Annotated in this window: 21 protein-coding genes; 10 read left to right on the forward strand and 11 right to left on the reverse strand. The window is 67.5% G+C overall.

Annotated elements, in window-relative coordinates; translation table 11 throughout:
* Positions 1–178: 178 nt before the first annotated feature.
* The 7 genes from M673_RS20215 (at position 179) to M673_RS20245 (ending at position 8659) form a co-directional block, all read left to right on the forward strand.
* Positions 179–1801: an ABC-F family ATP-binding cassette domain-containing protein gene (locus M673_RS20215; protein WP_061978524.1), complete on the forward strand. Its 1623-nt coding sequence runs from the start codon at positions 179–181 to the stop codon at positions 1799–1801.
* A gap of 371 nt (positions 1802–2172) precedes the next feature.
* The gene (locus M673_RS20220) at positions 2173–3159 is read left to right on the forward strand and encodes a sugar phosphate isomerase/epimerase family protein (protein WP_061978525.1); all 987 of its coding nucleotides are present in this window, start codon (positions 2173–2175) and stop codon (positions 3157–3159) included.
* 61 nt (positions 3160–3220) lie between these two features.
* The gene (locus tag M673_RS20225) at positions 3221–4276 is read left to right on the forward strand and encodes a sugar ABC transporter substrate-binding protein (RefSeq protein ID WP_061978526.1); all 1056 of its coding nucleotides are present in this window, start codon (positions 3221–3223) and stop codon (positions 4274–4276) included.
* Positions 4277–4376: 100 nt separating this feature from the next.
* A complete protein-coding gene (locus M673_RS20230; protein WP_061978527.1) occupies positions 4377–5912 on the forward strand; it encodes a sugar ABC transporter ATP-binding protein in 1536 nt (511 codons plus the stop codon).
* Between the two features lie 4 nt (positions 5913–5916).
* Positions 5917–6891: an ABC transporter permease gene (locus tag M673_RS20235; RefSeq protein WP_061978528.1), complete on the forward strand. Its 975-nt coding sequence runs from the start codon at positions 5917–5919 to the stop codon at positions 6889–6891.
* The gene (locus M673_RS20240) at positions 6888–7757 is read left to right on the forward strand and encodes a MurR/RpiR family transcriptional regulator (RefSeq protein WP_061978529.1); all 870 of its coding nucleotides are present in this window, start codon (positions 6888–6890) and stop codon (positions 7755–7757) included. Before M673_RS20235 ends, M673_RS20240 begins: the two co-directional genes overlap by 4 nt.
* On the forward strand, positions 7754–8659 hold the full coding sequence (locus M673_RS20245; protein ID WP_061978530.1) for a PfkB family carbohydrate kinase: 906 nt from the start codon (positions 7754–7756) through the stop codon (positions 8657–8659). Before M673_RS20240 ends, M673_RS20245 begins: the two co-directional genes overlap by 4 nt.
* A 303-nt stretch (positions 8660–8962) precedes the next feature.
* Here M673_RS20245 and rbsK read toward each other — a convergent pair whose 3' ends face one another.
* The 7 genes from rbsK to deoC all read right to left on the reverse strand — a co-directional run bounded on the left by rbsK (position 8963) and on the right by deoC (position 16442).
* A complete protein-coding gene (gene rbsK, locus M673_RS20250; protein ID WP_061978531.1) occupies positions 8963–9889 on the reverse strand; it encodes a ribokinase in 927 nt (308 codons plus the stop codon).
* A 10-nt stretch (positions 9890–9899) separates the two neighbouring features.
* Positions 9900–10979 carry an aldose 1-epimerase family protein gene (locus tag M673_RS20255; protein ID WP_061978532.1) on the reverse strand — a complete coding sequence of 360 codons (1080 nt, stop codon included), beginning with the start codon at positions 10977–10979 and terminating at the stop codon, positions 9900–9902.
* Positions 10976–11974, reverse strand: a complete 999-nt coding sequence (locus M673_RS20260) for an ABC transporter permease (protein WP_061978695.1) — start codon at positions 11972–11974, stop codon at positions 10976–10978. Before M673_RS20260 ends, M673_RS20255 begins: the two co-directional genes overlap by 4 nt.
* Before the next feature lie 11 nt (positions 11975–11985).
* Positions 11986–12957, reverse strand: a complete 972-nt coding sequence (locus M673_RS20265; protein WP_061978533.1) for an ABC transporter permease — start codon at positions 12955–12957, stop codon at positions 11986–11988.
* On the reverse strand, positions 12957–14453 hold the full coding sequence (locus M673_RS20270) for a sugar ABC transporter ATP-binding protein (RefSeq protein WP_061978696.1): 1497 nt from the start codon (positions 14451–14453) through the stop codon (positions 12957–12959). The genes M673_RS20265 and M673_RS20270 overlap by 1 nt, the downstream gene beginning before the upstream one ends.
* Before the next feature lie 193 nt (positions 14454–14646).
* Positions 14647–15693, reverse strand: a complete 1047-nt coding sequence (locus M673_RS20275; RefSeq protein WP_061978534.1) for an autoinducer 2 ABC transporter substrate-binding protein — start codon at positions 15691–15693, stop codon at positions 14647–14649.
* Between the two features lie 47 nt (positions 15694–15740).
* Complete coding sequence (gene deoC, locus M673_RS20280; protein ID WP_061978535.1) at positions 15741–16442, reverse strand: deoxyribose-phosphate aldolase; 702 nt, start codon at positions 16440–16442, stop codon at positions 15741–15743.
* 132 nt (positions 16443–16574) lie between these two features.
* On the opposite strand from deoC, the gene M673_RS20285 reads away from it, so the two are divergent.
* The 3 genes from M673_RS20285 (at position 16575) to M673_RS20295 (ending at position 20378) form a co-directional block, all read left to right on the forward strand.
* On the forward strand, positions 16575–17300 hold the full coding sequence (locus tag M673_RS20285; RefSeq protein WP_061978536.1) for a DeoR/GlpR family DNA-binding transcription regulator: 726 nt from the start codon (positions 16575–16577) through the stop codon (positions 17298–17300).
* A gap of 89 nt (positions 17301–17389) precedes the next feature.
* Positions 17390–18145 carry a lytic transglycosylase domain-containing protein gene (locus M673_RS20290; RefSeq protein WP_061978537.1) on the forward strand — a complete coding sequence of 252 codons (756 nt, stop codon included), beginning with the start codon at positions 17390–17392 and terminating at the stop codon, positions 18143–18145.
* Positions 18146–18296: 151 nt separating this feature from the next.
* Positions 18297–20378 carry a catalase gene (locus M673_RS20295; protein ID WP_061978538.1) on the forward strand — a complete coding sequence of 694 codons (2082 nt, stop codon included), beginning with the start codon at positions 18297–18299 and terminating at the stop codon, positions 20376–20378.
* A gap of 401 nt (positions 20379–20779) precedes the next feature.
* Here the strand turns inward: M673_RS20295 and M673_RS20300 are convergent, their stop codons facing one another.
* The 4 genes from M673_RS20300 to M673_RS20315 all read right to left on the reverse strand — a co-directional run bounded on the left by M673_RS20300 (position 20780) and on the right by M673_RS20315 (position 26016).
* Positions 20780–21601, reverse strand: coding sequence for an inositol monophosphatase family protein (locus M673_RS20300; RefSeq protein ID WP_061978539.1), 822 nt, complete (start codon positions 21599–21601; stop codon positions 20780–20782).
* A gap of 5 nt (positions 21602–21606) precedes the next feature.
* Entirely contained in the window at positions 21607–22671 is a 1065-nt protein-coding gene (locus tag M673_RS20305) for an ABC transporter ATP-binding protein (protein WP_061978540.1), read from the reverse strand.
* A complete protein-coding gene (locus M673_RS20310; protein ID WP_061978541.1) occupies positions 22668–24899 on the reverse strand; it encodes an ABC transporter permease in 2232 nt (743 codons plus the stop codon). Before M673_RS20310 ends, M673_RS20305 begins: the two co-directional genes overlap by 4 nt.
* Before the next feature lie 94 nt (positions 24900–24993).
* Complete coding sequence (locus tag M673_RS20315; RefSeq protein WP_374755563.1) at positions 24994–26016, reverse strand: ABC transporter substrate-binding protein; 1023 nt, start codon at positions 26014–26016, stop codon at positions 24994–24996.
* Between the last annotated feature and the right edge of the window lie 114 nt (positions 26017–26130).

Consider the following 26130-nt stretch of genomic DNA (forward strand, 5'->3'; position numbering starts at 1 on the left):
ACGGCTTTCGGCCGATAGATTTCCGGTCCCTCCAGAGCCGTCCGGTCCGGACCGCATGGGGCGGGCGATGGCGCTCGGGCGCGGGCAAAACTGAACTTATGACGCCGCCGCCCCTTGCGCGGGGCCAAGTGGGATGGTTTGAGGCGGCTTCCTCCTCGCACCGACTTGGAATTCCAGCATGATCCGCCTTGAGAGCATCGGCAAGCAGAACGGCAAGCAGATCGTCTTCATCGAGGCGTCGGCGGCCCTTCAGCGCGGTGAGAAGATCGGCCTCGTCGGCCCCAATGGCGCGGGCAAGACGACGCTGTTTCGCATGATCACGGGTCAGGAGCTTCCGGACGAGGGGCAGGTCTCGGTCGATCGCGGCGTGACGATCGGCTATTTCAGCCAGGATGTCGGCGACATGGCGGGCCGCAGCGCGGTGGCCGAGGTGATGGACGGCGTCGGGCCGGTCAGCGCGCTGGCCGCCGAGATGGCAGAGCTGGAAGCGGCCATGGCCGATCCGGCCCAGGCCGACGCGATGGACGAGATCATCGCCCGCTACGGCGAAGTGCAGGGCAGCTACGACGAGCTCGACGGCTATGCGCTGGACGGGCGCGCCCGCGAGGTGCTGGACGGGCTCGGCTTCAGCCAGACGATGATGGACGGCGATGTGGCCAAGCTTTCGGGCGGCTGGAAGATGCGCGTGGCGCTGGCGAAGATCTTGCTGATGCGCCCCGACGTCATGCTCCTCGACGAGCCGTCGAACCATCTCGACATCGAAAGCCTGATCTGGCTCGAGAGCTTTCTCAAGGGCTTCGACGGCGCCGTCCTGATGACGTCGCACGATCGCGAATTCATGAACCGCATCGTCGGCAAGATCATCGAGATCGACGGCGGCACGCTGACCTCCTATTCCGGCGACTACGAGTTCTATCAGCAGCAGCGCGCCATCGCCGAGGTGCAGCAGCAGGCGCAGTTCGAGCGCCAGCAGGCGATGCTGGCCAAGGAGGTCGCCTTTATCGAGCGCTTCAAGGCGCGCGCCAGCCATGCCGCGCAGGTGCAGAGCCGGGTGAAGAAGCTCGACAAGATCGAGCGCGTCGAGCCGCCCAAGCGCCAGCAGACGGTGCGCTTCGAGTTTCAGCCGGCGCCGCGCTCGGGCGAGGATGTCGCGACGGTCAAGGGCGTCCACAAGCGCTATGGCGACCGCACGATCTATGACGGGCTCGATTTCCAGGTGCGCCGGCGCGAGCGCTGGTGCGTCATGGGCGTGAACGGCGCGGGCAAGTCGACGCTGCTCAAGCTGATCGCCGGCGCCTCGGAGCCCGATTCCGGGACGGTTGCGCTGGGCCCGAGCGTCAAGATGGGCTATTTCGCCCAGCATTCGATGGAAGTGCTCGAGGGCGAGCGCACGGTTCTGCAGTCTCTGGAAGACAATTTTCCGCAGGCGGGGCAGGCGTCCTTGCGCGCGCTCGCCGGCTGCTTCGGCTTTTCCGGCGACGAGGTCGAGAAGAAATGCCGCGTCCTGTCGGGCGGCGAGAAGGCACGGCTGGTCATGGCCAAGATGCTATTCGATCCACCGAACTTCCTGGTCCTCGACGAGCCCACCAACCATCTCGACATCGCCACCAAGCAGATGCTGGTCGAGGCGCTGTCGCGCTTCGAAGGCGCCATGCTCTTCGTCAGCCACGACCGCCATTTCCTGGCGGCGCTGTCCAACCGCGTGCTGGAGCTGACACCGGAAGGCCCGCATCTCTACGGCGGCGGCTACTCCGAATATGTCGAGCGCACCGGCCAGGAAGCGCCGGGGTTGCGCAGTTAAAGCGCCCTGTCGCGCTGACCCTTCAGGAAGCAGACGCTCTGCGGCGCGCTAGGTCGTCCAGGGCGACCTGGAAACCTTGCGCGCATTCTGTGCACGACCCGGCCGACCCCGGCTCGTGCACGCCAGCCTAGGCTAGACGCTTGCGCTGATCGGGGGCGGGGCCTGCGATGGTCCGCCTCCGCCCGCCTCATGACCCGAGGCCGGCCGCCTCTTCCCGGCCCTCCAGCAAGCCGACCGAAACAAGCGCTCCACACATCGCCCGTGTGGAAAGCGGGCGGCGTGCTGCCGAACGTCCGGCACCGATGACGCATGACGTTTGACAACATCACAACAATCAGGTTATCCGTGAAGAAACATTAGCGACGGATGCCATGACCCTTTCTCGCTTCGCCACGCGCCTGAACTCCTTCGGGTCCGCCCCGCATCTCTTCTGGCCGGACCTGCAGGGCAAGCCGAGCTTCATGCAGATGGCCGAGCGAGCCGCGACCGCAAAGGGCTTGACGGATGTCGATCTGAACTTCCCCGACCATGTGACGGACGAGCCGGGCTTGGTCGGCCGTCGCATCAACGATCTCGGCCTCGCCATCAACGGCCTCGCCATGCGCTACTACACGAACCCCGCCTTTAAGCTGGGTGCCTTCACGAATCCCGATAAAGCCGTGAGGCGCGAGGCGATCGATCTGACCAAGCGCGGCATCGACGCGGCGCGGGCCATGGGCGCCGACCTGATGACGCTCTGGCTCGGGCAGGACGGGTTCGACTACAATTTCCAGCTCGACTATGCGGAGGCCTGGGACCTGGAAATCGACGGCATCCGCGAGGTCGCCGAGCACGATCCAGCCTGCCGCGTTTCCATCGAGTACAAGCCCGACGAGCCGCGCGCCCATGCGCTCTTGCGCGACTGCGCCACCACGCTGCTCGCCATCCAGGACGCCGGCTGTTCCAATCTCGGCGTGACGCTCGACTTTGCCCATGCGCTCTATGCCGGCGAGCAGCCGGCCTATGCCGCCCATCTCATTCATCGCCGCTCCAAGCTCATGGGTGTCCATCTCAACGACGGCTACGCCAAGCGAGACGACGGCTTGATGGTGGGCGCGGTGCACCTGCGCTCGACCCTGGAGCTGCTGCGCCAGATCCGCCGCGATGGCTACGAGGGCGCGCTCTATTTCGACACGTTCCCCGACGCTTCGGGCCTCGACCCCGTGGCCGAGTGCGAGACCAATATCGCGACCGTCCAGCAGCTTTTGGCGGTCGCCACGCGCCTCGACGCCGACAATCGCCTCGGCGAGGCGCAGTCGCGCCAGGACGGCGTCGCCAGCCAGAGCATCGTCAACCAGGCGCTGATCGCGGCGGCCTGAGCCACCCCATCGCGGCGCCGGCCCGCGTCACCCGTCCGGTCTGTTCCAGGGAGGATTTCGCATGACCATTCGACTGAAGGCGCTCGTCGCCGGCTGCGCACTGGCTCTCACCGCCGGCATGGCGAACGCGCAGGCGCTCGCGCCGTTGAACTCCGACACCGAGACCGACCGCGTGGAATGGAGCCAGCTACAGGACAAGCTCGGCGCCGTGCCCGCCGCCCCGGCCGGCGCCCGCGTCGGCGGCGTGTCCAAGACGCTGACCAACGAATATTGGCGCAGCCTCGGCGAGGGCTATCAGGCCTATGGCAAGAAGGCCGGCGTCGAGGTCGTGTATCAGGCCGCGCAGAGCGAGGGCGACCAGCTCGGCCAGCTTTCGATCGCCGAGACGCTGATCAGCCAGGGCTTCAACGCGCTGCTCTTCTCGCCGCAGACCGACAACAATCTCCAGCCCGCGCTGGAAAGCGCTCAGGCCCAGAAGATCCCGGTCGTCAACGTCAACGACGCGGTGATCCCGAGCGCCACGCATTACGTCGGCAATGTCCAGCGCGACAACGGCGTGCGCGTCGCCAAATGGTTCATCCAGAACCGCCCGCAGGGCGGCAAGGTCGCGGTGATCGAAGGCCAGGCCGGCGTCTTCGCGGCGGGCCAGCGCACGAGCGGCTTCACGCAGACCATCAGCGAGGGCGGCAAGTTCCAGGTCGTCGCCAGCGTTCCCGGCAATTGGGATCGTCAGGTCGCCTACGACGCGGCCTCGACCGTCCTGCAGCAGAACCCCGACCTCATCGGCTTCTATGCCAACAATGACGGCATGGCGCTGGGCGTCGTGGAGGCCGTGAAGGCCGCCGGCCTGCAGGACAAGGTCGTGGTCTTCGGCACGGACGGCATTTCCGACGCCTATGCCTCGATCCGCGCCGGCGAGCTGACCGGCACGGTGGACAGCTTCCCGGTTCTCACCGGCGAAGTGGCGATGGAAGTGGCGCTGCGCCTCGTCGGCGGCCAGGCCATCCCGCGCGTCGTCTCGACGCCGCAGGCTCTCATCACCAAGGACAATGTCGAGACCTTCGCGGTGAAGGGCGACGCGCTGCGCGACGTGCTTCTGAAGCAGGCCGGCAAGTAAGGCGCCCGGGGCCGGCCCCGGCCGGTCCCGCTCCGCCAGGCGGGGGCGAGACGCCCCCGCAAACGGCCTGTCCTCGTCTCCGGGAGGGAGCGACTATCCCATGAACACGGCGACCAACGACCGTCTGACGCTTGTCGACATCGGCAAGAGCTTCGGCCCCTTACGCGCGCTCGACGGGTTCTCCATGTCGGTCCGGCCCGGCTCGGTGCACGGGCTGCTCGGCGAGAACGGCGCGGGCAAGTCGACGCTTCTGCGCATTCTCTCCGGCGTGCTGGAGCCCTCCAGCGGCCATGTCGAGATCGACGGCGCGCAGGTGACCGGCCATGGGCCGAACGCCGCGCGCAAGGCCGGCATCGCGATGATCCATCAGGAGCTCCAGCATGTGCCGGAGCTCAGCGTGGCGCAGAACATGTTTCTCGGCCGCCCCTTGCGCATGGCCGGCGGCCTTCTGGTGGACCGACGGGCGCAGGAGCGCGCGGCCGCCGAGGCGCTGCGACCCCTCGACCCGTCGATCGACCCCGGCGCGCCGATCCGCACGCTGAAGGTCGCCCAGCGCCAGATCGTCGAGATCGCCCGCGCCATGATGGAGGACACCAAAGTCCTCGCCATGGACGAGCCGACCTCCAGCCTCACCCCGGCCGAGTTCGAGCGGCTGGCCGTTTTGATCGGCCAGCTGGCGGCCAAGGGCGTCTCGATCATCTATGTCAGTCACAAGATGGACGAGGTGTTCCGCGTCTGCGACCGGGCGACGATCCTGCGCGATGGACGCAAGGTGACCGACGTCGTGATGCGCGAGACCAGCGAGGCGGAGGTCGTCTCGCGCATGGTCGGCCGCGAGCTGTCCACCGCCGAGCACAAGGGCTTCGCGCGGGAGGAGGTGGTTCTCGATGTCGCCAATCTTTCGCGCGGCGAGGCCGTGCGCGAGGCGAGCTTTCAGCTCAAACGCGGCGAGGTCCTGGGCGTTTCCGGCCTCGTCGGCGCCGGGCGCACCGAGCTTCTGCGGTTGATCGCGGGCGTCGACAGGCCCGATGGCGGCGAGATCCGCCTGGAAGGGCGGACGCTCCGGCTCGGCAATCCACGCGCGGCCATCGCCGCCGGGCTCGGCCTCCTGCCCGAGGAGCGCAAGCGCGACGGCATCGTGGCGCGCCGCTCGGTGCGCTCCAACATCGCACTTTCCTCCATGAAGCGCTTCTCGCGCTTCGGCTTCGTGCGCCGCCGCGCCCTGTCGCGCGAGAGCGAAAGCCTGATGCGCGATCTCAACCTTCGCCCGCTCCAGATCGAGCGGCCGATCGGCCAGTTTTCCGGCGGCAACCAGCAGAAGGCCATTATCGGTCGCTGGATCGCCGCCGGCGCGCGCATCCTCCTCTTCGACGAGCCGACGCGCGGCATCGATGTCGGCGCCAAGGCCGAGATCTACGCACTGATCGAGCGGCTCGCCGCAGAGGGGCGCTCGATGATCGTCGTTTCCTCCGAACTGCCAGAGATTCTGCGCGTCTCCGACCGCGTGCTCGTCATGCGCGAAGGCCGCATCGCGGGGATCCTGGACCGCAAGGACGTGAGCGAGGAGGCGATCGTCGCCCTCGCCGTTCCCCAGTCGGCCCGCCCCACCGCTCCCACCTCCGCACCGAGGTCCTGATCCCATGTCCACGACCGATAGCCTCGACCCCGCCGCCCCGGCCCGCCGCGCCTTCCAGTTCGGACTGCGCGACGCCGGCACCCTGATCGGCCTCGTCGTCATCGTCGCGGTCTTCTCCGCGCTGACGCCGAACTTCCTGACCGAGCGCAACATCCTCAACATCCTGCAGCAGTCCTCGATCAACGCCTGCGTGGCGCTGGGCATGACGCTGGTCATCATCTCGGGCGGCATCGACCTTTCGGTCGGCCCGACGGCCGCGATCGCGGCGGTGGCCGCCGCCGCGCTCATGGTGGGCGGCGCGCCGGTCATCGTCGCCATTCCCGCGGCCCTCCTGTTCGGCATGGCGGCGGGCGCGGTGAACGGGCTGCTCGTCGCCTATGGCGGGCTGCAGCCCTTCATTGTGACGCTCGGCACCCTGTCGCTCTACCGCGCCTCGGCGCTCATCTACACCGGCGGCAATCCGGTCTTCGGCATTCCGCCGGAGTTCCGCTCGCTGCTGAACGCCACGATCCTCGGCGTGCCGAGCCCGGTGGTGATCGTCGCCGTGCTGGCGCTCGTGGTCTGGATCGTCCTGAACAAGACGCCGCTCGGCGAATATTTCCTGGCCGTCGGCGGCAACGAGGAAGCCTCGCACATCGCCGGCGTCCCGGTCGCGATGACCAAGATCGCCGCCTATGTCATCTCCGGCGGCCTCGCCTCGGTCGGCGGGCTGATCCTGGTCGGGCGGCTCGGCGCGGCCGACCCGACGCTCGGCAATCTCTGGGAGCTCGACGCGATCGCGGCGGCGGCCATCGGCGGCGCTTCTCTGATGGGCGGCAAGGGTTCGGTGGTCGGCACGCTGCTCGGCGCCATCATCCTCGGGTCCTTGCGCAACGGCCTGACGCTTCTCAATGTCCAGGCCTTCTATCAGCTTCTCGCCACCGGCCTTATTATCCTCGTCGCGATGCTGATCGATCGCGCGACAAGGGGACGGGGATGAACATTTCCTTCAACGATCCGAGGACCGTCGGTCCTCGGATTCGGATGATGATGCCGCATCTGACGCCGTTGGAGGCACGGGTCGTGGACATGATCCTCGGGCGGCGCGACTTCGACGAGACGACCTCGCTGAAAGCCGTCGCCGAGGATGCCGGCGTGTCCGAGGCGATGATCGTGAAGATCGCCAAGAAGCTCGGCTTCTCCGGCTTCAAGGACTTCCGCGCCGGGATCGCGGATTACAACCGCTTGCCCACGGCCGAGCTGCACCAGGAGCTTTCGCCCGACGACACGGGGCCGGAGATCGCGCAGAAGGTCTTCCGCACGTCGATCCACGCGCTGGAGGAAACGCTTTCCATCCTCGACCCGGAAGCTTTCGAGCGCGCCGCCGACCTGATCTTCGCCGCTCGGCAGCGCGATCTCTACGGCATCGGCGGCTCGGCGCAGATCGCGCGCGACGTCGCCCACAAGTTCCTGCGCATCGGTGTTCGCACCAGCGTCTTCGACGATTCGCACATGATGCTGATGTCCGCCGCGCTCCTCACCGAGGGCGACGTCGCCATCGCCTTTTCCCATTCGGGCCAGACCAACGCGGTTATCGAGCCCTTGGAGCTCGCCCGCAAGCGCGGCGCGCGCACCATCGCGCTCACCAATTACGCCACCTCGCCGCTGGCCGAGATCGCCGACGTGGTTCTCTGCTCCACGGCGCAGGGCTCGCCGCTGCTCGGCGAGAACGCGGCGGCGCGCATCGCCCAGCTCATCATCTTCGACGCCGTCTTCGCCGCGGTCGCCCAGCGCGACCTGAAGGCGGCCGAACGCAATCTCGCCGCCACGATGGGGGCGGTCAAAGCCAAGCGACGAAGTTCATGACAGACAGCTCCAAGCCCGCCGCCGTCGCGCCCGTCGTCGCCCCCGTGGTGGTGGTGGTCGGCAGCCTCCACTACGACATCATGGTGGACGCGCCCGACCGGCCCCGAAAGGGCGAGACGGTGACCGGCCATGGCTGGGCGCCGAAATTCGGCGGCAAGGGCGGCAACCAGGCCGCTTCCGCCGCCAAGGCCGGCGCCGAGGCGCGCATGGCCGGCGCGGTCGGCACCGACGCGTTCGGCACGTTCCTCCTGGAGCGGCTGGAGGCGAGTGGCGTCGATCGGCGCTTCGTGGCGGTGATCGAAGGCGCGGCGTCGGGCATGAGCGTCGCGATCTCGGACAGCGAGGGCGACTATGGCGCGGTGATCGTCTCGGGCGCCAATCTCGCGATCGATCCGAATTCTCTTGCCGCCCCCGATCTCTGGCGGAACGCGCGGGCGCTGATCCTCCAGAACGAGGTGCCGGAGGCCGTCAACCTCGCCGCCGCGCGCGCCGCCAGTGCGGCCGGCGCCGTGGTCTGCCTCAACGCCGCGCCCTACCGGCCGCTCGGCGACGACCTCGCCGCCCTGGTGGACGTTCTCGTGGTGAACGCGATCGAGGCGGAGGAACTCTCCGGGCTCGCCGTCTCCGATCTCGCCTCCGCCGGTCTCGCGGCCGAAGCGCTGCTGCCCCGGTTCGAAAGCGTGGTGGTGACGGCGGGCGGGGCGGGCGTCGCCGCCGCCCGGCGCGGCGCGCCTCCCATCGCGATCGTCGCGCTGCCCGTCCGTCTCGTCAGCACGCATGGCGCCGGCGACAGCTTCGTCGGCGCGCTGGTCGCGGGCCTCGCAAGCGGCATCTCCTTCGAGGCCAGCCTCCAACGCGCCAACGAAACCGCCGCCCGCCACGTCTCGACGCCGCAGTCCTGACCGCGCGCTTGCGAGGGCCGAGTTTGCTGTCGAGCCGGCGCTCGGCTCTGCAAACCCTAGACGGGCGAGGCGGGAGACCGGGAGACCGTCATCAGCGCGATCGAACTAGAGAGCACGCTAGTTCCGAACTGGCTTCCGCACTCCAGCACAGGAGCCGGGAAGGCGCTGGGTGTTTCCCAACACCGCGCACGAGTTCGAAGCCCGAGCGCATGTCCTGCAACGGTTTTGAGCGATCCAGGAGTTGAACGCGGTCAAGCCGTTCGTCCCCGCCTTCAACCGCCTCCCGGCCGGGGCCTCGCGCCCCTAGCGGCTGCCGGCGCCGGAGCGCTCGAACTCGTCCGCCCGCGCATAGGATTTCTGCGTGCCGCGCTTCGTGACGGAGTCGGCGGCATAGGCGGCGGCGGTCTCCAATGCGTCGAAGACCGGTTTGCCGGCGGCGTGGAAATGGGCGAAGGCGCCGATGAAGGCGTCGCCCGCGCCGGTCGTGTCGACCGGTGTGACCCTGACGGGTTCGACGCGGCGTGTCGCCTCCGCTTCCACCAGCAGCGCGCCGCGCGAGCCCATGGTCACGATGACCGTGCCGACGCCCTTGGCGATGAGGCTGCGGGCGGCCACTTCCGCCTCCCGTTCGTCGCCGACCGGCAGGCCGGAGAGAATGGCGAGTTCGGTCTCGTTCGGGGCCAGGAAGCTGACGGCGGCGATGCGCGACATGTCGAGATTGCTGGCGGCGGGCGCGGGGTTGAGCAGCGTCTTCACGCCGTTCGCGTTGGCCCAGGCGATCGTGTGGTAGACCGTCTCGGCCGGGATCTCCATCTGCATGAGGATGAGATCGCAATCGCCAAGCTCGGCCGCAGCCGCGTCGATGTCGGCGGGCGAGAGATGAGCGTTGGCGCCGGTCACGATCAGGATCGAGTTCTCGCCGGAAGCATCCACGAAGATCGGGGCGACGCCGGAGGACACGCCGGAAACGCGGCCGACATGGACCGTGTCGATGCCGTTCGCCTGGAAATTGGCGATCGTGGCATCGGCGAAGGCGTCGTCGCCGACCTTGCTGACCATGACGATCCGCGAGCCGAGCCGCGCGGCGGCGACGGCCTGGTTGGCGCCCTTGCCTCCATGGCCCATCTCGAAGCTCGGCGCTTCCAGCGTTTCGCCGGGCGCGGGCATGCGCGTGACATAGGTCACAAGGTCCATCATGTTGGACCCGACGACGGCGATCTTGTGCGGCATCGAAGCCTCCTTAGCGATTGGGTGCGAAGCGGGCGAGTTCGGCCGAAGCCTCGGCGGCGTCGAGGTGGCCGAGCCGCACGGTAAAGGCGGCGGTCTGCCCGCCCGCAATCTGGCGAACATTGCCCTTGGCGAGTTCGGCGGCATGGCCTTCCGGCTCGCAGGTCGAGGGAAGGGCGAAGGCCGCGACCGACTGGTCGCCGCCCTTGAGAATCCAGCGAACGGTTTTCGGAAACTGCGACGGGCTGTAGCGCATGAAGAACGCATCGCCCTCGCGCTTCAGAAGCATCGCGCGGGTCGTGCCCGCCTCGTCGGTGGCGAGCCCTTCGAGATAGAAGACCTGCTCGGGATCGTAGCGCGCGCCGTCCTCCAGCTTGCGCGAGCCGGACGGATCGGCCGCGAGCGCGTCGATGAAGGCGAGATAGTCCGGATTGGGCCGGACATGGCGCGGCACGGCGCGGCGCACGCGGGTCGCCGCCGGGCTGAAGGGCGCTTCCTGAAGGATCTCGGCGCCGTCCGCATAGGCGAAATTGGCGTGGCACATATACATGAGGTCCATCGGCGCGGCCGACAGATTCTCGACCTGCATCGCCATCTCGAACACGGCGCTCCCCGTGCGCAGCGTCACGCTCGGCCGCGCCCGATAGTGAGCGCCGAAGCCCATGGCGTATTCGGTGGAGCCGGTCACGCGCAGGAACGGTCCCGCCTCGTCCTCGCCGGCCTCGATCCCGGCTTCGTCCATCGCCGCGCAGGCCATTTCGCCATGGGCGGGATGGTCGTCGCCGGGACCCGGCACGCCATTGCGCAGGAGGCCGGAGTGAAAGGCGAAACAGCCATAGGTTTCGCCGATCGTCGCCACGCGCCGGGGCGCCCGGAAGATGCTCTTCATGGTGAGATCGACCGCGTCGAAGCGGGCCGACCAGATCATCTGCCCGAGATAGGGAAGCACCACCAGCTCGCCCCGCGCGTTCGACAAGCGGATCGCCTCGACGCCCGTCGGGTATCGAAACAGGCTGGCCGAAAGCTCGCCATGCTCGACGCAGTCGCGCTCGACCTCGTCGAACGCGGCCGGCCGCAGATGGAAATGGGTCATCGCGCGCGGTTCCGATAGGCGTTCATCGCGATCACCAGAAGCAGGAACCCGCCCCAGATGAAGTCGATGAGATGGTTGGAGAAGCGCATCATCTGGAAACCGGAGGCCAGCAGCATCAGCGCGATCACCGCGATGGAGACGCCGGCCACCGTGCCGCGCCCGCCCGCCGGGTTGGTGCCGCCGAGAACGGCGATCAGCACCGCCTGAAGGAGGTAGGATGTGCCGTAGTCCGACTTGGCAGCGTTGGTGCGGCCCGACAGCATGATGCCGGCGATCGAGGCGAGAACGCCCGTCGTCATGTAGGAATAAAGGATCATCCGGTCGCGCTTGAGGCCTGCGAAGACGGCGGCGCGAGGGTTGGTTCCGATCAGCATCAGGTTGAGGCCGAAGGGCGTGCGCGTCAGAACGAGCGCGATCGTGGCAGCAACCAGCAGGAAGAGCACGAGCGGGGCGGCTATGCCGAAGATCTTGCCGTTGCCGATCAGGCCCCAATAGGCGGGAAAGCCGGTGATCGCCGGGCCGCCGGTCAGGACGACGCAGAAGCCGGTGAAGATCTGGCCCGTGCCGAGCGTCGCCAGGATCGGCGTGATGCGCGCTTTGGCGATCAACAGGCCGTTGAGAAGGCCCGCCGACAGGCCGACAAGGAGCGCCAGAAGGACGCCGGTACCGACCCGCAACACCTCCGAGGCGCCGCTCGCCCCGGCTTCCGCCGGCATGTAGCGCGAGAAGTAGACGCCCGCGAGAATGCCCGACAGGTTGGCGATGCCGATCACCGACAGGTCGATGCCGCCCGTCAGCATGGCCAGCATCATGGCGATGGCGAGGATGCCGAGCTCGGGGAAGACGAAGCTGATGGACTCGAAATTGTAGTAGCGCAGGAACTTGTTGGGCTCCAAAAACGACATCAGCGCGAAGATCAGGGCGGTGATGACGAGGAGCTGGACGATATTGTTGTCGCGCGAGACGAGACGGCGGACGTCGAAAGTCTGGTTCATCAGGGCCTCCTTCACGCCAGTTTCTTGCGGTCGCGCCACGCCGTGAGGGCGGTCGCCGCGACGATCACGGCGCCGACGACGACCCCCTGCCAGGTGTTGTCGACGCGCATGATGATGAGGCTGTTCTTGATCAGCACCAGCATGAAGACGCCGAGCAGCGTGCCGAGCACCGAGCCGCGCCCGCCGAAGATCGACGCGCCGCCGAGCACCACGGCGGCGATCACGTCGAGCTCGAAGCCGACGAAGTCGCGCGGGTTGGCGAGCCAGATCATCGAGGCGTGGAGCAGCCCCGCGAAGCCCGCCAGCGCGCCGGCGAGGCCATAGACGACATAGACGATGCGGCGGTTGTCGAAGCCGACGCGCTTGGCCGATTCCGCGTCGCCGCCATAGGCGAAGAGGCCGCGCCCGAGCATGGTGCGCGTCAGAAACAGCCAGACCGCGATGGCGAGGCCGAGATAGACGAAGAGCATGGCCGTGAGCTGGCTGCCGCCGATCTCGATCGTGGTGCGGCCGAAGCCGATCAGCGACTGGGGCATGCGGTCGATATTGATGATCGACGTGCCGACGAGCCCCAGCAGGAGGCCGCGCACCACCGAGGCGGTGCCGAGCGTCACGATCAGCGGGATCATGCGGAAGCTATGGATGAAGGCGGCGTTCAGGAGACCGCAGACGAGGCCGATCAGCGTGGCGCCGATGAAGGGTAGGACCACGCCCTGATAGCCGAAATGGTTCATCGCGATGACGGTGAGATACATGCCCGCCGCCGCGAAGGCGGGAAAGGACACGTCGATGCCGCCCGAGATCATCACCATCAGGACGCTGAGCGCCATGATGCCGATGACGACATTGGCGCGCAGGAGATTGAACAGGTTGTCGAGCTGCCAGAAGGCCGGGTTGATCAGGCCGATCAGCACCATCGCAAGGAGGAGGATCGCAGCGACCGCGGTTTCGGAGCGGCGGAACAGGGAGGGCAGGGAAGCCATCAGCGTAGGCCCTTCAGGCGGGCGTGGACATCGTCCTCTTCGATCGTGGCGGCGTCGAGCTCCTCGACGATCCGGCCGCGATGCATCATGAGGATCCGGTTGCAGTTGCCGATCAGCTCGGGCACGTCGTCGGAAATCATCAGGACGGCGAGCCCCCGCGTCACGGCCAGATCCCGCAGGCGGCGGTGGATCTCGGCCTTGGAGCCGACATCGACGCCGACGGTCGGCCCGTTCAGGATCAGCACCTTGGGATCGGTCAGCAGCCATCGGCCGATGATGACGCGCTGCTGGTTGCCGCCCGACAGCTGGCCGACCGGCTTCTCGATGTCGGGTGTGGCGATGCGCATGGCCTCCACCGTGCCGCCGGCCATGGCGGCGACGCGCCGCCGGTCGATGAAGAGCGCGCGCGTCGCCCGCTCGATGACGCTGGAGACGATGTTGCGGGCGATGGACTGGCTCATGAAGAGCCCTTCCGACAGGCGGTCCTCCGGCACATAGGCGATGCCGGCGCCGATCGCCTCCTGGACCGAGGCGAGGCGACGCTCAAGCCCGTCGATCAGGATCGTGCCGCGCCGATCGGGCTTCATGCCGAACAGCGCCAGGGCAAGCTCCGTCCGGCCCGAGCCGAGAAGCCCGCTGAGACCGACGATCTCGCCGGCGCGCAGGCGAAGATCGACGCCCTCCACCAGCGTGCCGACGCTCAAGGATCGCGCTTCGAGCCGGGGCGGAACGGCTTCATCGCCGGTCCAGCGATACCGCTCGACGCCGATGTCCTGGCCGGTCATCTCGCGCGTGATGCGCGCCTCGTCGAACTCGGCCGTCGGCCCTTCGGCGACCTTGCGCCCGTTGCGGAACACCACGATGCGCTCGGAGATGTCGAGCATCTCGCTCATCTTGTGGCTGACGAAGAGAACGGCGATGCCGCGCGACTGGATTTCGCGCACCAGCTGGAACAACCGGTCGACCTCGCGTCCCGTCAGCGCCGTCGTCGGCTCGTCCATGACGAGGAGGCGCACGTCCGACATCAGCGCGCGGGCGATGGCGACGAGCTGCCGGTCGGCCGTGGAGAGGCTGCCGACCTCGGCTTCGAGATCGATGTCGACGCCGAGGCGGGCGAGCGCTTCCGCCCCCAGCCGGCGCATCTCGGCGCGGCGGGCGAGCGAGCGCTTCTCGCTGAGCAGCTTGTTGAGGGAGAGGTTCTCCGCGACCGTGAGGTTCGGGAACAGCGAGAAATCCTGGTAGATGACCTGGACGCCGTGCGCGATCGCCTCGCGCGGGGTCAGCGCCCGCACCGGCTCGCCGTCGATGGCGATCTCGCCCTCGTCGGGCTGGTAGATGCCGGAGATGATCTTGATCAGCGTCGACTTGCCCGAGCCGTTCTCGCCGGCGAGGCAGACGATTTCGGCGGGTCGGATCTGGAAGTCGATCGCGTCGAGCGCCTTCATGCCGGGAAAGCGCTTGGTGACGGACCGAAGGTCGATCAGGAATTCGGCCATGAAATTCCGTTCGGAACGGTCGGCCATGTCGCCCGCTGGGGGCGCCGCTCATGGCTTCGACGGGACGGGAATGAGAAGGGGAGGACGATCCGCGACGCGCGGGCGGATCGGCTCGGGCGCTTGCGAGCGCGCGACGGACGGACAGAAGCTCGCGAGGGGCGACCCTTTTCGGGCCGCCCCTCGCGAGGTCCGATTAGAAGTTGTAGTCCGCCATGTTGGCGGCGGTGACGCCGACCCAGCCCTGGCCGTAGAGAAGGTTCGGCGCGGCGCCGGCAGGCGTCGTCAGGTTCTCGTACCCGGTCAGGCCGAGATTGAGGCCCGCCTTGATCTCGTCCTTCTTGCCCGCGAGGGCCATGGCCGCGATCGTGTTCATGGCGTAGCCGGCAACCGCCGGGTCCCAGAACTGGATGTACTGGATGTCGCCGTCCTTGAGATACTGGCCGGCGACGGAAGGCAGGCCGGTGCCAGCGAAGAACAGCTTGTCCTTCAGCCCGCGTTCGGCGATGAGGCGCCCGGCGCCCGCCGAGGTCGGCATCGGACCACCCAGAATGCCCTTGAGCTGGGGATAGGTGGTCAGCGCCTGCGACAGCTTGGTGTAGTCGGTGTTGGCGTCGTCATAGGTCTCGAGGCGGCCGGTGGCCTCGGACATCTTGGGGAAGTGCTCTTTCTGGTAGGCGACCGCGCCGTCGACCCACTCGTTCTGCGACTGCGAGGTGAGGCTGCCGACCGTGGTGACGTACTGGCCTTCGCCGTTCATGCTCTTGCCGAGCGTTTCCATCAGCTTGGCGCCATAGGCCTTGTTGTCGAAGGCCTCCAGCACGTAATCGGCGTTCTTGAGGTTGGATGCCTCGTGCGCCACCACCACGATGCCGCGCTCGCGCGCCTTCTGGAGCACGGGCTCGACGGCCTCGACCGAGAAGGGAACGACGCAGATGGCGTCAACGCCCTGCGCGATCAGGTTCTCGATGATCTGGACCTGGGCGGCCGCGTCGGCCTGGCTCGGGCCGACCTGGAAGGCGTCGTGGCCGGTGTCCTTGGCGAACTGGTCGACGCCGGCATGCATGCGGTCGAACCAGGCGATGCCGTCCACCTTCACGACGGTCGCGATGGTGAATTCCTTGCCGGCCTTTTCCGACGAGATGTCGGTGCGGGCCTTGCTCGTGTCGACGACGCCTTGCGCCAAGGCGGGCGCGGCGGCGAGCGACAGGCCCAGCGCCAGAGATGCGATCAGTGTTTTCATCGATTCCTCCTCCTCGATCGATGCGGTGATGAGCCGCTTGTCGATATTCAGTATCCTCCGGCGGACGCCTTCTCCTGCGAGGCATCCACGATGGCGACGCTGGCGCTCGCGCCGATCCGGCTGGCGCCCGCCGCCACCATGGCGCGCGCGACCTCGGCCGTGCGGATGCCGCCCGACGCCTTGACGCCGATGTCGGGGCCGACGGTCCGGCGCATCAGGGCCACGGCCTCCACCGTGGCGCCTCCGGTCGAAAAGCCGGTGGATGTCTTGACGAAGTCCGCGCCGGTCTCGGCCGCGATGCGGCAGGCAGCTATGATCTGCGCCTCGTCGAGAAGGCAGGTCTCCAGGATCACCTTCAGAACCCGGCCGCCGGACGCCGCGCGAACGGCGGCGATATCGGCGCGCACGCGCTCCAGATCGCCCTCCCGCAGGGCTCCGATGTCGAGAACCATGTCGAGTTCGTCGGCGCCCTCGCCGACGAGCCAGGCCGCTTCCGCAGCCTTGGCCGCCGCGCCGCTCGCCCCGAGCGGGAAGCCCAGAACCGCGCATGTCTTGACGCTGGACCCGCGAAGACGCTCGGCGACGAAGGCGGCATGAACGCCGTTGACGCAGACCGACGCGAAACCGTGCGCCAGGGCCTCGTCGCAATGGCGCGCGACGTCGGCGCGCGAGGCGTCAGGCTTGAGGACCGTGTGATCGATCAGGCCCGCCAGCCCGATCTCCCCATTCGCACTTCCGAGGGCCTGCATGAACTCTCCCAAAATTTGTGAACATCGTCACAGAATTTGGCATAGGTTTTTCACGCGGGTCTTGACCCGTCAAGGCGATAATTCGACGGTCCCCAAACGAACGTCCCCCACGAGGCTGCGAAGGAAGGGCCGATGGCATTGAAGAAGTCGGAGCGTCTCGCAAAGCTCGACGAGCGGCTGAAGTCGGAAGGGGTTCTCCACCTCAAGCAGGCGGCGGGGCTTCTCGGCGTGTCCGAGATGACGATCCGGCGCGATCTGGCGAGCGCCCCCGAAACCTTCCACTATCTCGGCGGATACATCCTGCCCGCCCAGGGCGAGCGGGGCGGGCTCTATCGTCTGGATGCGGAAAACGACGAGCATGCCGACGCCAAGGACGCGGCCTGCCGGCGCGCCGCCGCGCTCGTTCGCCCCGGCGACACCATCTTCCTGGACTGCGGCACGACGACGCCGCATCTCGCCGCCTATCTGCCGGGCGACGGCCCTTTGACGGTGGTCTGCTACGCCCTCAACATCGCGAACCGTCTGGCCCTCAGACCCAATATCCGCATGATCGTCCTGGGAGGATTGTTTCATCCCTCCGCCCAGACCTTCTCGGGCGACGAGGCGATCCGCACGATCGAGCACCTGCGCATCAACCATGCGATCCTGTCGGCCGGCGGCGTCCACGCCACGCACGGCGTCACCTGTTCGAACTTCAACGAGGTGCCGATCAAGCAGGCGGCGATGAAGCGCGCGCTCCGGCGAACGCTCGTTGTGGACGAGAGCAAGCTGGGATGCGTGCGCCCCGCCTTCTTCGCCGCCGTCGATCAGTTCGACGAGATTGTCACCGAAACGAGCGTCACCCTGGCCCCGGTGTAGCGGCCCCCTCGCTTAGGCTTGCGCGCGGAAAGCCACCATGCCCCTCTTCGCGCCGCAAATTCGCGGGTTTTGCCCTTCACAGGACGAGCATGGTTCGAGCGAAAACCCTGCGTCCTCTCCTGCTCCTTTGTCTGCTTCTGGCCGGGGGCGGGCGGGCGCTGGCGGCCGGCGAAGGCGAGGAGACCAAGCGGTCGGTCAGTTTCGCCGAGGCGACCTGCCGGATCATCGAGGACGAGGCCGCCCGCAACGGCCTGCCGGCGTCCTTCTTCGCCCGTCTGATCTGGAGGGAAAGCCTCTTCAACCCGAAGGTGATCAGCCCAAAGGGCGCCCAGGGAATCGCCCAGTTCATGCCGGGCACCGCCGCCGAGCGCGGGCTCGCCGATCCGTTCGACGTGCCGACTGCGCTGGCGCATTCCGCGCAATATCTGACCGAGCTGAAAGCGAAGATGGGAAGCCTCGGCCTTGCCGCCGCGGCCTACAATGCCGGCCCGAACCGGGTCGCGGCGTGGAAGCAGGGCAAATCCGCCCTGCCGCTGGAAACGCAGGACTATGTCCACTGGATCACCGGGCATTCGGCCGAGGACTGGTCGGCGGCCACAAAGGCGCTGCCGCTTCTCCCGATCGCGGAGAAGATGCCCTTCGCAACGGCCTGCCGCAAGCTCGCCGCCCGGGGCCTGACGGCCAGGATGCCGGACGGGACGCTGAAACCCTCGGGCTGGCAGGCGCTCCTGATCTCGGGCCTCGGCATCCAGCAGGTCAAGGCCTCCCGGCAGGGGCGCATCCGCGTCGTGATCGACACGGAGGCGCCGGCTCGCCGTGCCGGCGCCGCGTCGCGGCCGAAATAGGCGAGTTCGCGCCGCTATCCGATCCATTGATCGTAGCCTGCTTCGTTTTCTCATTTACGGAATTTCCCCCGCGACCGTTTTGATCGTTGCCGGGGCTCGGGCGCGACCCAGATTGGAACCGTTCGAAGGTTTCAGACGAACGGGGACGACCATGACAGACCATTCCAAGACGAATCCGGGCCATGGCGGGGAGACCCATCAGGTGGCGGACGCCGACCATCCCGTGCTGACCACGAACCACGGCACGCCGATCAGCGACAACCAGAACCAACTGAAGGCGGGCGAGCGCGGGCCCGTTCTGCTGGAAGACGAGGTCTATCGCGAAAAGATCAACCATTTCGACCACGAGCGCATTCCCGAGCGCATCGTCCACGCGCGCGGCTCGGCCGCGCACGGCTATTTCGAATGCACGGACAGCCTGGCCGACATCACGCGCGCCGACCTCTTTCAGAAGAAGGGGCAGCGGACCGACGTGTTCGTGCGCTTCTCCACCGTCGCGGGCGGGGCGGGGTCCAGCGACACGCCGCGCGACGTGCGCGGCTTCGCGGTGAAGTTCTATACCCGCGAGGGCAATTGGGACCTCGTCGGCAACAACATCCCGATCTTCTTCATCCAGGACGCGATCAAGTTTCCCGACCTGATCCATGCCGCCAAGATGGAGGCCGACCGTGGCTATCCCCAGGCCGCGACCGCGCACGACACGTTCTGGGACTTCATCTCCCTGATGCCGGAATCGACCCACATGGCGATGTGGATCATGTCGGACCGGACCCTGCCGCGCACCTTCGCCAACATGGAAGGCTTCGGCATCCACACGTTCCGGTTCGTCAACCGGGAGGGCAAGTCCACCTTCGTGAAGTTCCACTGGAAGCCGAAGGCGGGTCTCGCCTCGACCATCTGGGACGAGACCGTGAAGGTCGCGGGTGCCGATCCCGATTTTCAGCGGCGCGACCTGTTCGAGCGGATCGGGCGCGGGGACTATCCCGAATGGGAACTGGGCGTCCAGCTCTTCGACCAGGCCTTTGCCGACAGCCAGCCCTATGACGTCCTGGACGCGACCAAGATCATTCCGGAGGAGATCCTGCCCGTCCGCATCGTCGGCAAGATGGTTCTCGACCGCTATCCCGACAACTACTTCGCCGAGACCGAGCAGGTGGCCTTCGTGCCGAGCCATGTCGTGCCCGGCATCGGCTTCTCCAACGACCCGCTGCTGCAGGGGCGCCTGTTCAGCTACACCGACACGCAGCTCTCGCGCCTCGGCACGGTGAACTTCCACCAGCTTCCGATCAACCAGGCCAAGGGCCGCCCGGACGGCTGCCCGTTCATGAACCAGCAGCGCGACGGGCACATGCAGATGCAGGTGCCCAAGGGCCGCGCCAACTACGAGCCCAACAGTCTGGCCAAGGTGGGCGAGCCCGGCGGCGCGCGCGAGGACCCGGAAAACGGCTACCGCACCTTCCCCTCGCAGGAAGAGGGCGAGAAGCTGCGCATCCGGCCCGAGAGCTTCGCCGACCATTACAGCCAGGCGCGCCTCTTCTGGCGCTCGATGGACCCGGCCGAGCAGGCGCACATCGCCTCCGCCTTCGTGTTCGAACTCTCCAAGGTCTCGATCGAGCACATCCGCGTGGCGATGATGGCCAATCTGCGCAATGTCGACGAGGCGCTCGCGAGCCGCGTCGCCGAGGGCCTGGCGATGGACCTGCCCAAGGCCTCGCCGACCAAGGTGCCGGTGATCGACATGGCGCCTTCGCCGGCGCTGCGCATCGTGCGCGGACCGCTGGAAAAGCACACGCTGCAGGGGCGCACGGTCGGCATCCTCTTTGCCGAGGGCACCGACGCGGCCGAGTTGAAGGCGGTGAAGGACGCGGTCAAGTCGGCGGGCGGCCATCCCATAACGATCGCGCCCAAGGTCGGGGCCGTGCCCTTGTCGGACGGAAGCCGCGTGAAGGCGGACGCCCAGCTCTTCGGCCAGCCCTCGGCGACGGTCGACGCCTGCGCCGTGGTTCTCAGCGAGGCGGCCTGCGCCAAGCTGGTGAAGGAAGCGGCGGCGGTGCAGTGGGTGATGGACGCCTTCGGCCACCTGAAGGCGATCGGCCACAACAAGGCCGCCAAGCCGCTGCTGGACAAGGCGGGCGTGGAGGCCGACGAGGGCGTCACGACGCTCGACGGCTTCGTGGAAGCGGCCAAGAAGCGCTACTGGGACCGCGAGGCCAAGGTGCGCACCCTGGCCTAACACCTGTGATTATCGAATGGCCGCTCATAGGAGCGGCCATTCACAGGCTTCGTGACGCCTGCGGGGACGCAAGGAGCGATACGGCAGAGTTAAGGGGTCGGCTGGTCAGGTCGCCCGCTGGCTCCCTTGTCGCGAATGCCTGAGTTGCGCCGGTGGGCATCCCTCCAGCTTGCCCTGCGTGATTGTAGAAGGCCCGTCAGGTTGGCAATGCTCCGCCATGTCTAGCAGCATTCGACCATGGGCTAACGTGATCAAGTTCCATAATGTAAATTACGGAGCTTCGGATTATTGGTTTTATTCCAGATAGATATCTTTAGAAGCTGCGCTGCCACACGGCTTCCCTGCCCAATCGCTGTCCCAGCATGCTATGCGCCCAGTGAGCCCCCTGCAACGGCAGTGATTTAAACATCCGCCAATCGCAGGAGGTCGGCGCGGGTGCGTGGCGAGCCGGCGAGCACCACGCCGCCCGAGCTGAGGTCTGCCCAGGTGGCGGGATCCACGATCCAGCCGCCGGCCTCCTCGATCAGAAGGAAGCCGGCGAAACAGTCCCACGCGTTCATGTGCGGCTCCCAATAGGCAGCCAGACGCCCGGCCGCGACATAGGCGAGCGACAGCGCGCCCGAGCCGTTGCGGATGAACATGCCGCCCTCGTCGAGCAGCTTGCCGACGAAGCGGGAGATCACCGCGCTCGGCACCCGATGGTTGGCGCCGAGACCGAGCACGCCCGATTGCAGCGAGGAGTCTTGCGCGACGCGCATCGGCCGCCCGTTAAGCGTCGCGCCGCCCCCGCGCCGGGCGGAAAAGAGTTCGGCGGTTTCCGGCGCGAAGATGACGCCGGCAACGATCCGCTCTTCCGCCATGACGGCGATCGACACGCACCAGGCGGGGATGCCGAAGACGAAGGGGCTGGTGCCGTCGATCGGGTCCATGACCCAGGTGAAGCCGGAGGTGCCGGCTTGCAACCCGTATTCCTCGCCCAGCACCGCGTCGTCCGGAAACGCGTCTGCGATGCGCCGGCGCAGCAGCGTTTCGACCTCCTTGTCGGCGATCGAGACGACGTCCTGCCCGTTCAGCTTGGTGTCGATCGTCAGACGGGCGGGATCGCGAAAATAGGCGCTGGCGATGCGCCCGCTCTCTTGGGCGATGGCTTCGGCCAGGGCATGGCGGCGGGCGATCGCATCCTCCGGGTCGAGGGGCAGCGGCGTCGGGGCGGAAAAGGACATGGGGCTCACGCGGGTATGAGGGCGACGCCGCGCTCGTGCAGGCCGATCCCGACCTGTGCGGCGACGGGGCGGACATGCTCGATGGCGGGATCGACGATGAAAAGGCGGCCGAGAGCGGTCTCGACCTCGTATTCGATATGGTCTCCGAGATAGGCGGCGCTGGCGACGCGCCCCTCGAACCCGTCCGGCCGATGGTCCTGCAGGAAGAGCGCGTTGGGCCGAATGGCGAGCCGAGCCGCGCCCTCGCGCGCCCCCGCTCCCGAAACCGGATGCACCAGCCCGCCAAGCCGGGCGGCAAGGCGCCCGTCGCCGATGCGCACGACCTCGCAGGCGACCACATTGGCCTCCCCGATGAAGTCGGCGATGAAGGGCGAGGCGGGGGATTCGTAGAGCTCGCGCGGCGTGCCGGCCTGGGCGATCGCGCCGTCCTTCATCACCACGATCCGGTCCGAGACGGCGAGCGCCTCCTCCTGGTCGTGCGTGACATAGACGGCGGTGAAGCCGAGCCGCTGCTGCAACTCGCGGATCTCGGTGCGCACCTGCCGGCGCAGCCGCGCGTCGAGATTGGAAAGCGGCTCGTCCAGAAGCAGGACCTGCGGCTCCAGCACCAGCGCGCGGGCGACGGCGACGCGCTGCTGCTGGCCGCCCGACAATTCGCTGGGCAGGCGCGCGCCGTAGCCCACCAACCCGACCAGCGCGAGCCCCTCCTCCGCCCGCTCGCGCGCTTCGGCCTTGGACTTGCCGCCCGAGCGCAGGCCGTAGGCGACATTGTCGGCAATGCTCATATGGGGAAACAAGGCGTAGGACTGGAACACCATGGACACGTCCCGCTCGTTGGCGGGCAGTTGCGTGACGTCCCGCCCGCCGATCAGGATGCGCCCGCCGGTCGGCTGTTCGAGCCCGGCCAGCATGCGCAGCGTCGTGGTCTTGCCGCAGCCCGAGGGGCCGAGCAGCGTCACCAGCGTTCCCGGCTCGATGTCGAGCGTGAGATCAGCGATCGCCACCACCGCGCCGAAGCGCTTCTCGACGGATTCGAACCGGACCGATCCGGGCTTGAGGGTCGGGCTCATGCGATCTTCTCCTTCGACGGGACGAGCGGGGCGGCGACGGCGGCGGGCGCGAGGCGGACCTCGCGGCGCAGCGTGCGCTGGCCGACCACGAGTTGGAACAGGCCGATCACCGCGATCATGACGACGATCAGCATGGCGGAGTAGGCGATGGCGACGCCGTATTCCCCATTCTCGGTGAGGCCGACGATATAGGAGGTCGCCATGTTGTATTCGGCGCTGACGAGGAAGATCACCGCGCTGATCGAGGTGATGGAGCGCACGAAACTATAGACCAGCGCGCCCGTGATGGCCGGGCGCAGCAAGGGCAGCACGACGCGGCGAAGCGTGGTGAACGTGTTGGCGCCGAGCGTCAGCGAGGCTTCGTCGAGGCTTCGGTCGAGCTGGCTCATGGCCGCGATGCCGCCGCGCACGCCCACCGGCATGTTGCGGAAGATGAAGCAGACGACGAGGATCGCAGCGGTGCCCGTCATCTCGATCGGCGGCAGGTTGAAGGCGAGGACATAGGACACGCCGATCACCGTGCCGGGAATAGCGAAGGAGAGCATGAGCAGGAACTCCAGCCCCTCGCGCCCGGCAAAGCGCTGCCGCACCAGGAGATAGGCCGAGAGGAGGCCGACCACGGCGGTGAGCGGCGCGGCGATCAACGCGATCTCCATGGTGGTCCAGAAGGAGTTCCAGGCCACTCCGGTCCAGCGCAGGCCGCCCTCCCCCACCGCGACGGAAAAGGCCTTGCGGTAGTGGTCGAGCGTCAGCGTGTTGTCGAGACCGAGCGTGCGCACCACGCTGCCGACGAGGATCATCGCGTAGACCACAAGCGTGAACAGCACCCAGGGCACCACCATGGCATAGGAGCCGAGGCGCAGCCGCGCGTCGAGCGCGACATGGCGGCCGCTGTCGCCCTTGCCGGTGACGGTCGTGTAGCTCTTGCCCTTCAGCCAGAGGCGCTGGAGCAGGAAGGCCGAAAGGGTGAAGCCGAGCAGAACCAAGGCGAGAACGGCGGCGCGGGCGGGGTCGTTCTGCGCGCCGACCACGGCAAAGAAGATCTCGGTGGAGAGAACGCCGTGGCTGCCGCCGAGCACCAGCGGATTGCCGAAATCGGCCATGCTCTCGATGAAGCCGACCAGGAAGGCATTGGCGAGACCGGGGCGCATGAGCGGGAAGGACACGGTCCAGAAGGTGCGCCAGCGATCGGCGCGCATGGTCTGGGCCGCCTCCTCCATGGAGGGGCTGATGCCCTCCACCACGCCGATCAGCACCATGAAGGCGATGGGCGTGAAGCTCAGCATCTGCGCGATCCAGATGCCGGGCATGCCGTAGAGCCAGCGGCCGCCGTCGAGGCCGGTCAGCGAGGCGATGCCTGTGGTGACGACGCCCGAGCGCCCGAACAGGAGGATCATCGCCAAGCCGATCACGAAGGGCGGCGTGATGATGGGCAGGATGGTGAGAAGCCGCAGGATGCGCTTGAAGGGAAAGCGCGTGCGGGTCGCGACCAGCGCAAAGGCAAGACCCAGAACGGTCGTGCCAAGGCCCGTCATGATGGCGAGAAACATCGTGCGCCAGGCTAGGCCGCAGGTGCCGGAGCCGGTGAGGCAGGCGAGCGACCAGATCGACGGGTCGCGGATGTTGCGGGTGAAGCTGGTCGCGTCGAACGAGCCGTCCACCGCCTGGAACGCGCCGATGAAAAGGCTCGCCAGGGGATAGAGCACGAAGGCCGAGACCAGCGCCACGACGAAGGTGATGGCCGAGAGAACGAAAGCGTCGCCGCGCAGCCAGCCCCTCTCGGCCGCGCCGAAGGCAATCAGCAGAAGGAAGGTGCAGGCCAGCGCGAAGGCGCCGAGGCCGAAGGGCGGCTGGCCGTCGGCAAGCGGGCCGAACACGGCTTCCCAGCCGCTCCAGTTCCATCCGCCATAGCCAATCGACAGCCCTTCCAAGACAAGGGCAGCCAAGCCGAGCGCCCCCAGCGCCGCGATCCGCCCACCCCTCGCCCGGCCCGGCGTCTGAAAGCGCAGGGCCACGGCAAGCGCCAGCGGCAGGATCGGCAGAAGCAGCCAGGGCGCCGGGCGCAGCACGATCTGCGCCAGCGCCGGCGCGCCGGACCCGCCCAAGGGATAGGCTTCGAGCCAGCCGAGGCTCAAGAGCCCGCCCTCGATCCCGTACCAGGGCAGAAGCGCGAGCGCGAGAAGCCCCAAGAGAAGGGCTCCGTCCAAACGGCGAAGTCGACGGTCCATCGGCATGTCCTCAGGCAGCGGGCGGAGAGGCCTCGTCGGCCCGCTCCACGGCCAGAACGGGCGCCGCCGCACATGGGCGACGCCGCGAGATCGCTTAGTTGGCGATGGCGCCGATCTCGCGATCCCAGCGCTCCAGCAGCGCCTTGCGGGTTTCCGAATTGCCGTATTTGGCGAAGTCGTAGTCGATCAGTTTGATCTCGGTGAGCTTGGGCGCCTCGGGGGGCACGGCGGCCGTCTTGTTGGACGGCAACTGGAAGGAGTTCGCCTCCGCCGCGCGCGACTGGACCTCGGGGCTCAGCGCCCAGTCGTAGAAAACCTTGGCGTTTTCCAGGTTCTTGGCGCCCTTGACGATCGACATGGAGCCGACCTCGAAGCCCGTGCCCTCGCAGGGCGCGACGGTCTTGATCGGGAAGCCTTCCTTGGTCATGGCCACGGCGTCATGCATGAAGACGATGCCGAGCCCGGTCTCGCCGCGCGCCGCCGCCTTGACCGGCGCCGAGCCGGACTTGGTGTATTGCGTCACGTTGGCGTTGAGCGCCTTGAGATACGCAAAGGCCGGCTCCTCGCCCATGATCTGGACCAGCGTCGCCAGCGCGTTGTAGGCGGTGCCCGAGGAGTTCGGATTGGCGACCTGGATCTCGCCCTTGTAGGCGTCCGCCGTCAGGTCCTTCCAGCATTTGGGCTCGGCGAGCCCTTTCTTCGCGAAGATATCGGTGTTGTAGCCCCAGCCGAGCGCGCCGGAATAGATGCCGACCGTCCTGAACCCTGAGACCTCCGCCTGCTTCTGCGCCCAGGGTTGCAGGTCGCCCAGGCGCGGCGACTTGTATTCCACGGTCAGCTTGTCTTCGGCAGCCTGCAGATGCGGGTCGCCCGTGCCGCCCCACCAGAGATCGGTCTTGGGATTGCGCGCTTCGGCGCGGACACGCGCATAGGCCTCGCCCGAACTCATGCGCACCATGTTCACGGCGATGTCGGAATGGTCCTTCTCGAACGCCGTTTCCATCAGCTCGCACCATTTCACGTCGGCGGCGCAGATGAGGTTCAGCGTCCCCGCCGCGCTGGCCGGCAGGGCGCTGGCGGCAAGCGTGAAGAGGACGGTGGTTGCTTTCAAGCCCATGCGCATTGTCGAAGCCTCCCAGCTGTTATCGTCTTTGCACTCGTGTGCAAGCTCGGTGAAGGGGACCGTCTTGTCAATGTGGGAAAGGTCGGAGATAGTGGCCTAAATGTGCTG

The sequence above is a fragment of the Aureimonas sp. AU20 genome (assembly GCF_001442755.1).
In the GTDB taxonomy this organism is placed as follows: domain Bacteria; phylum Pseudomonadota; class Alphaproteobacteria; order Rhizobiales; family Rhizobiaceae; genus Aureimonas.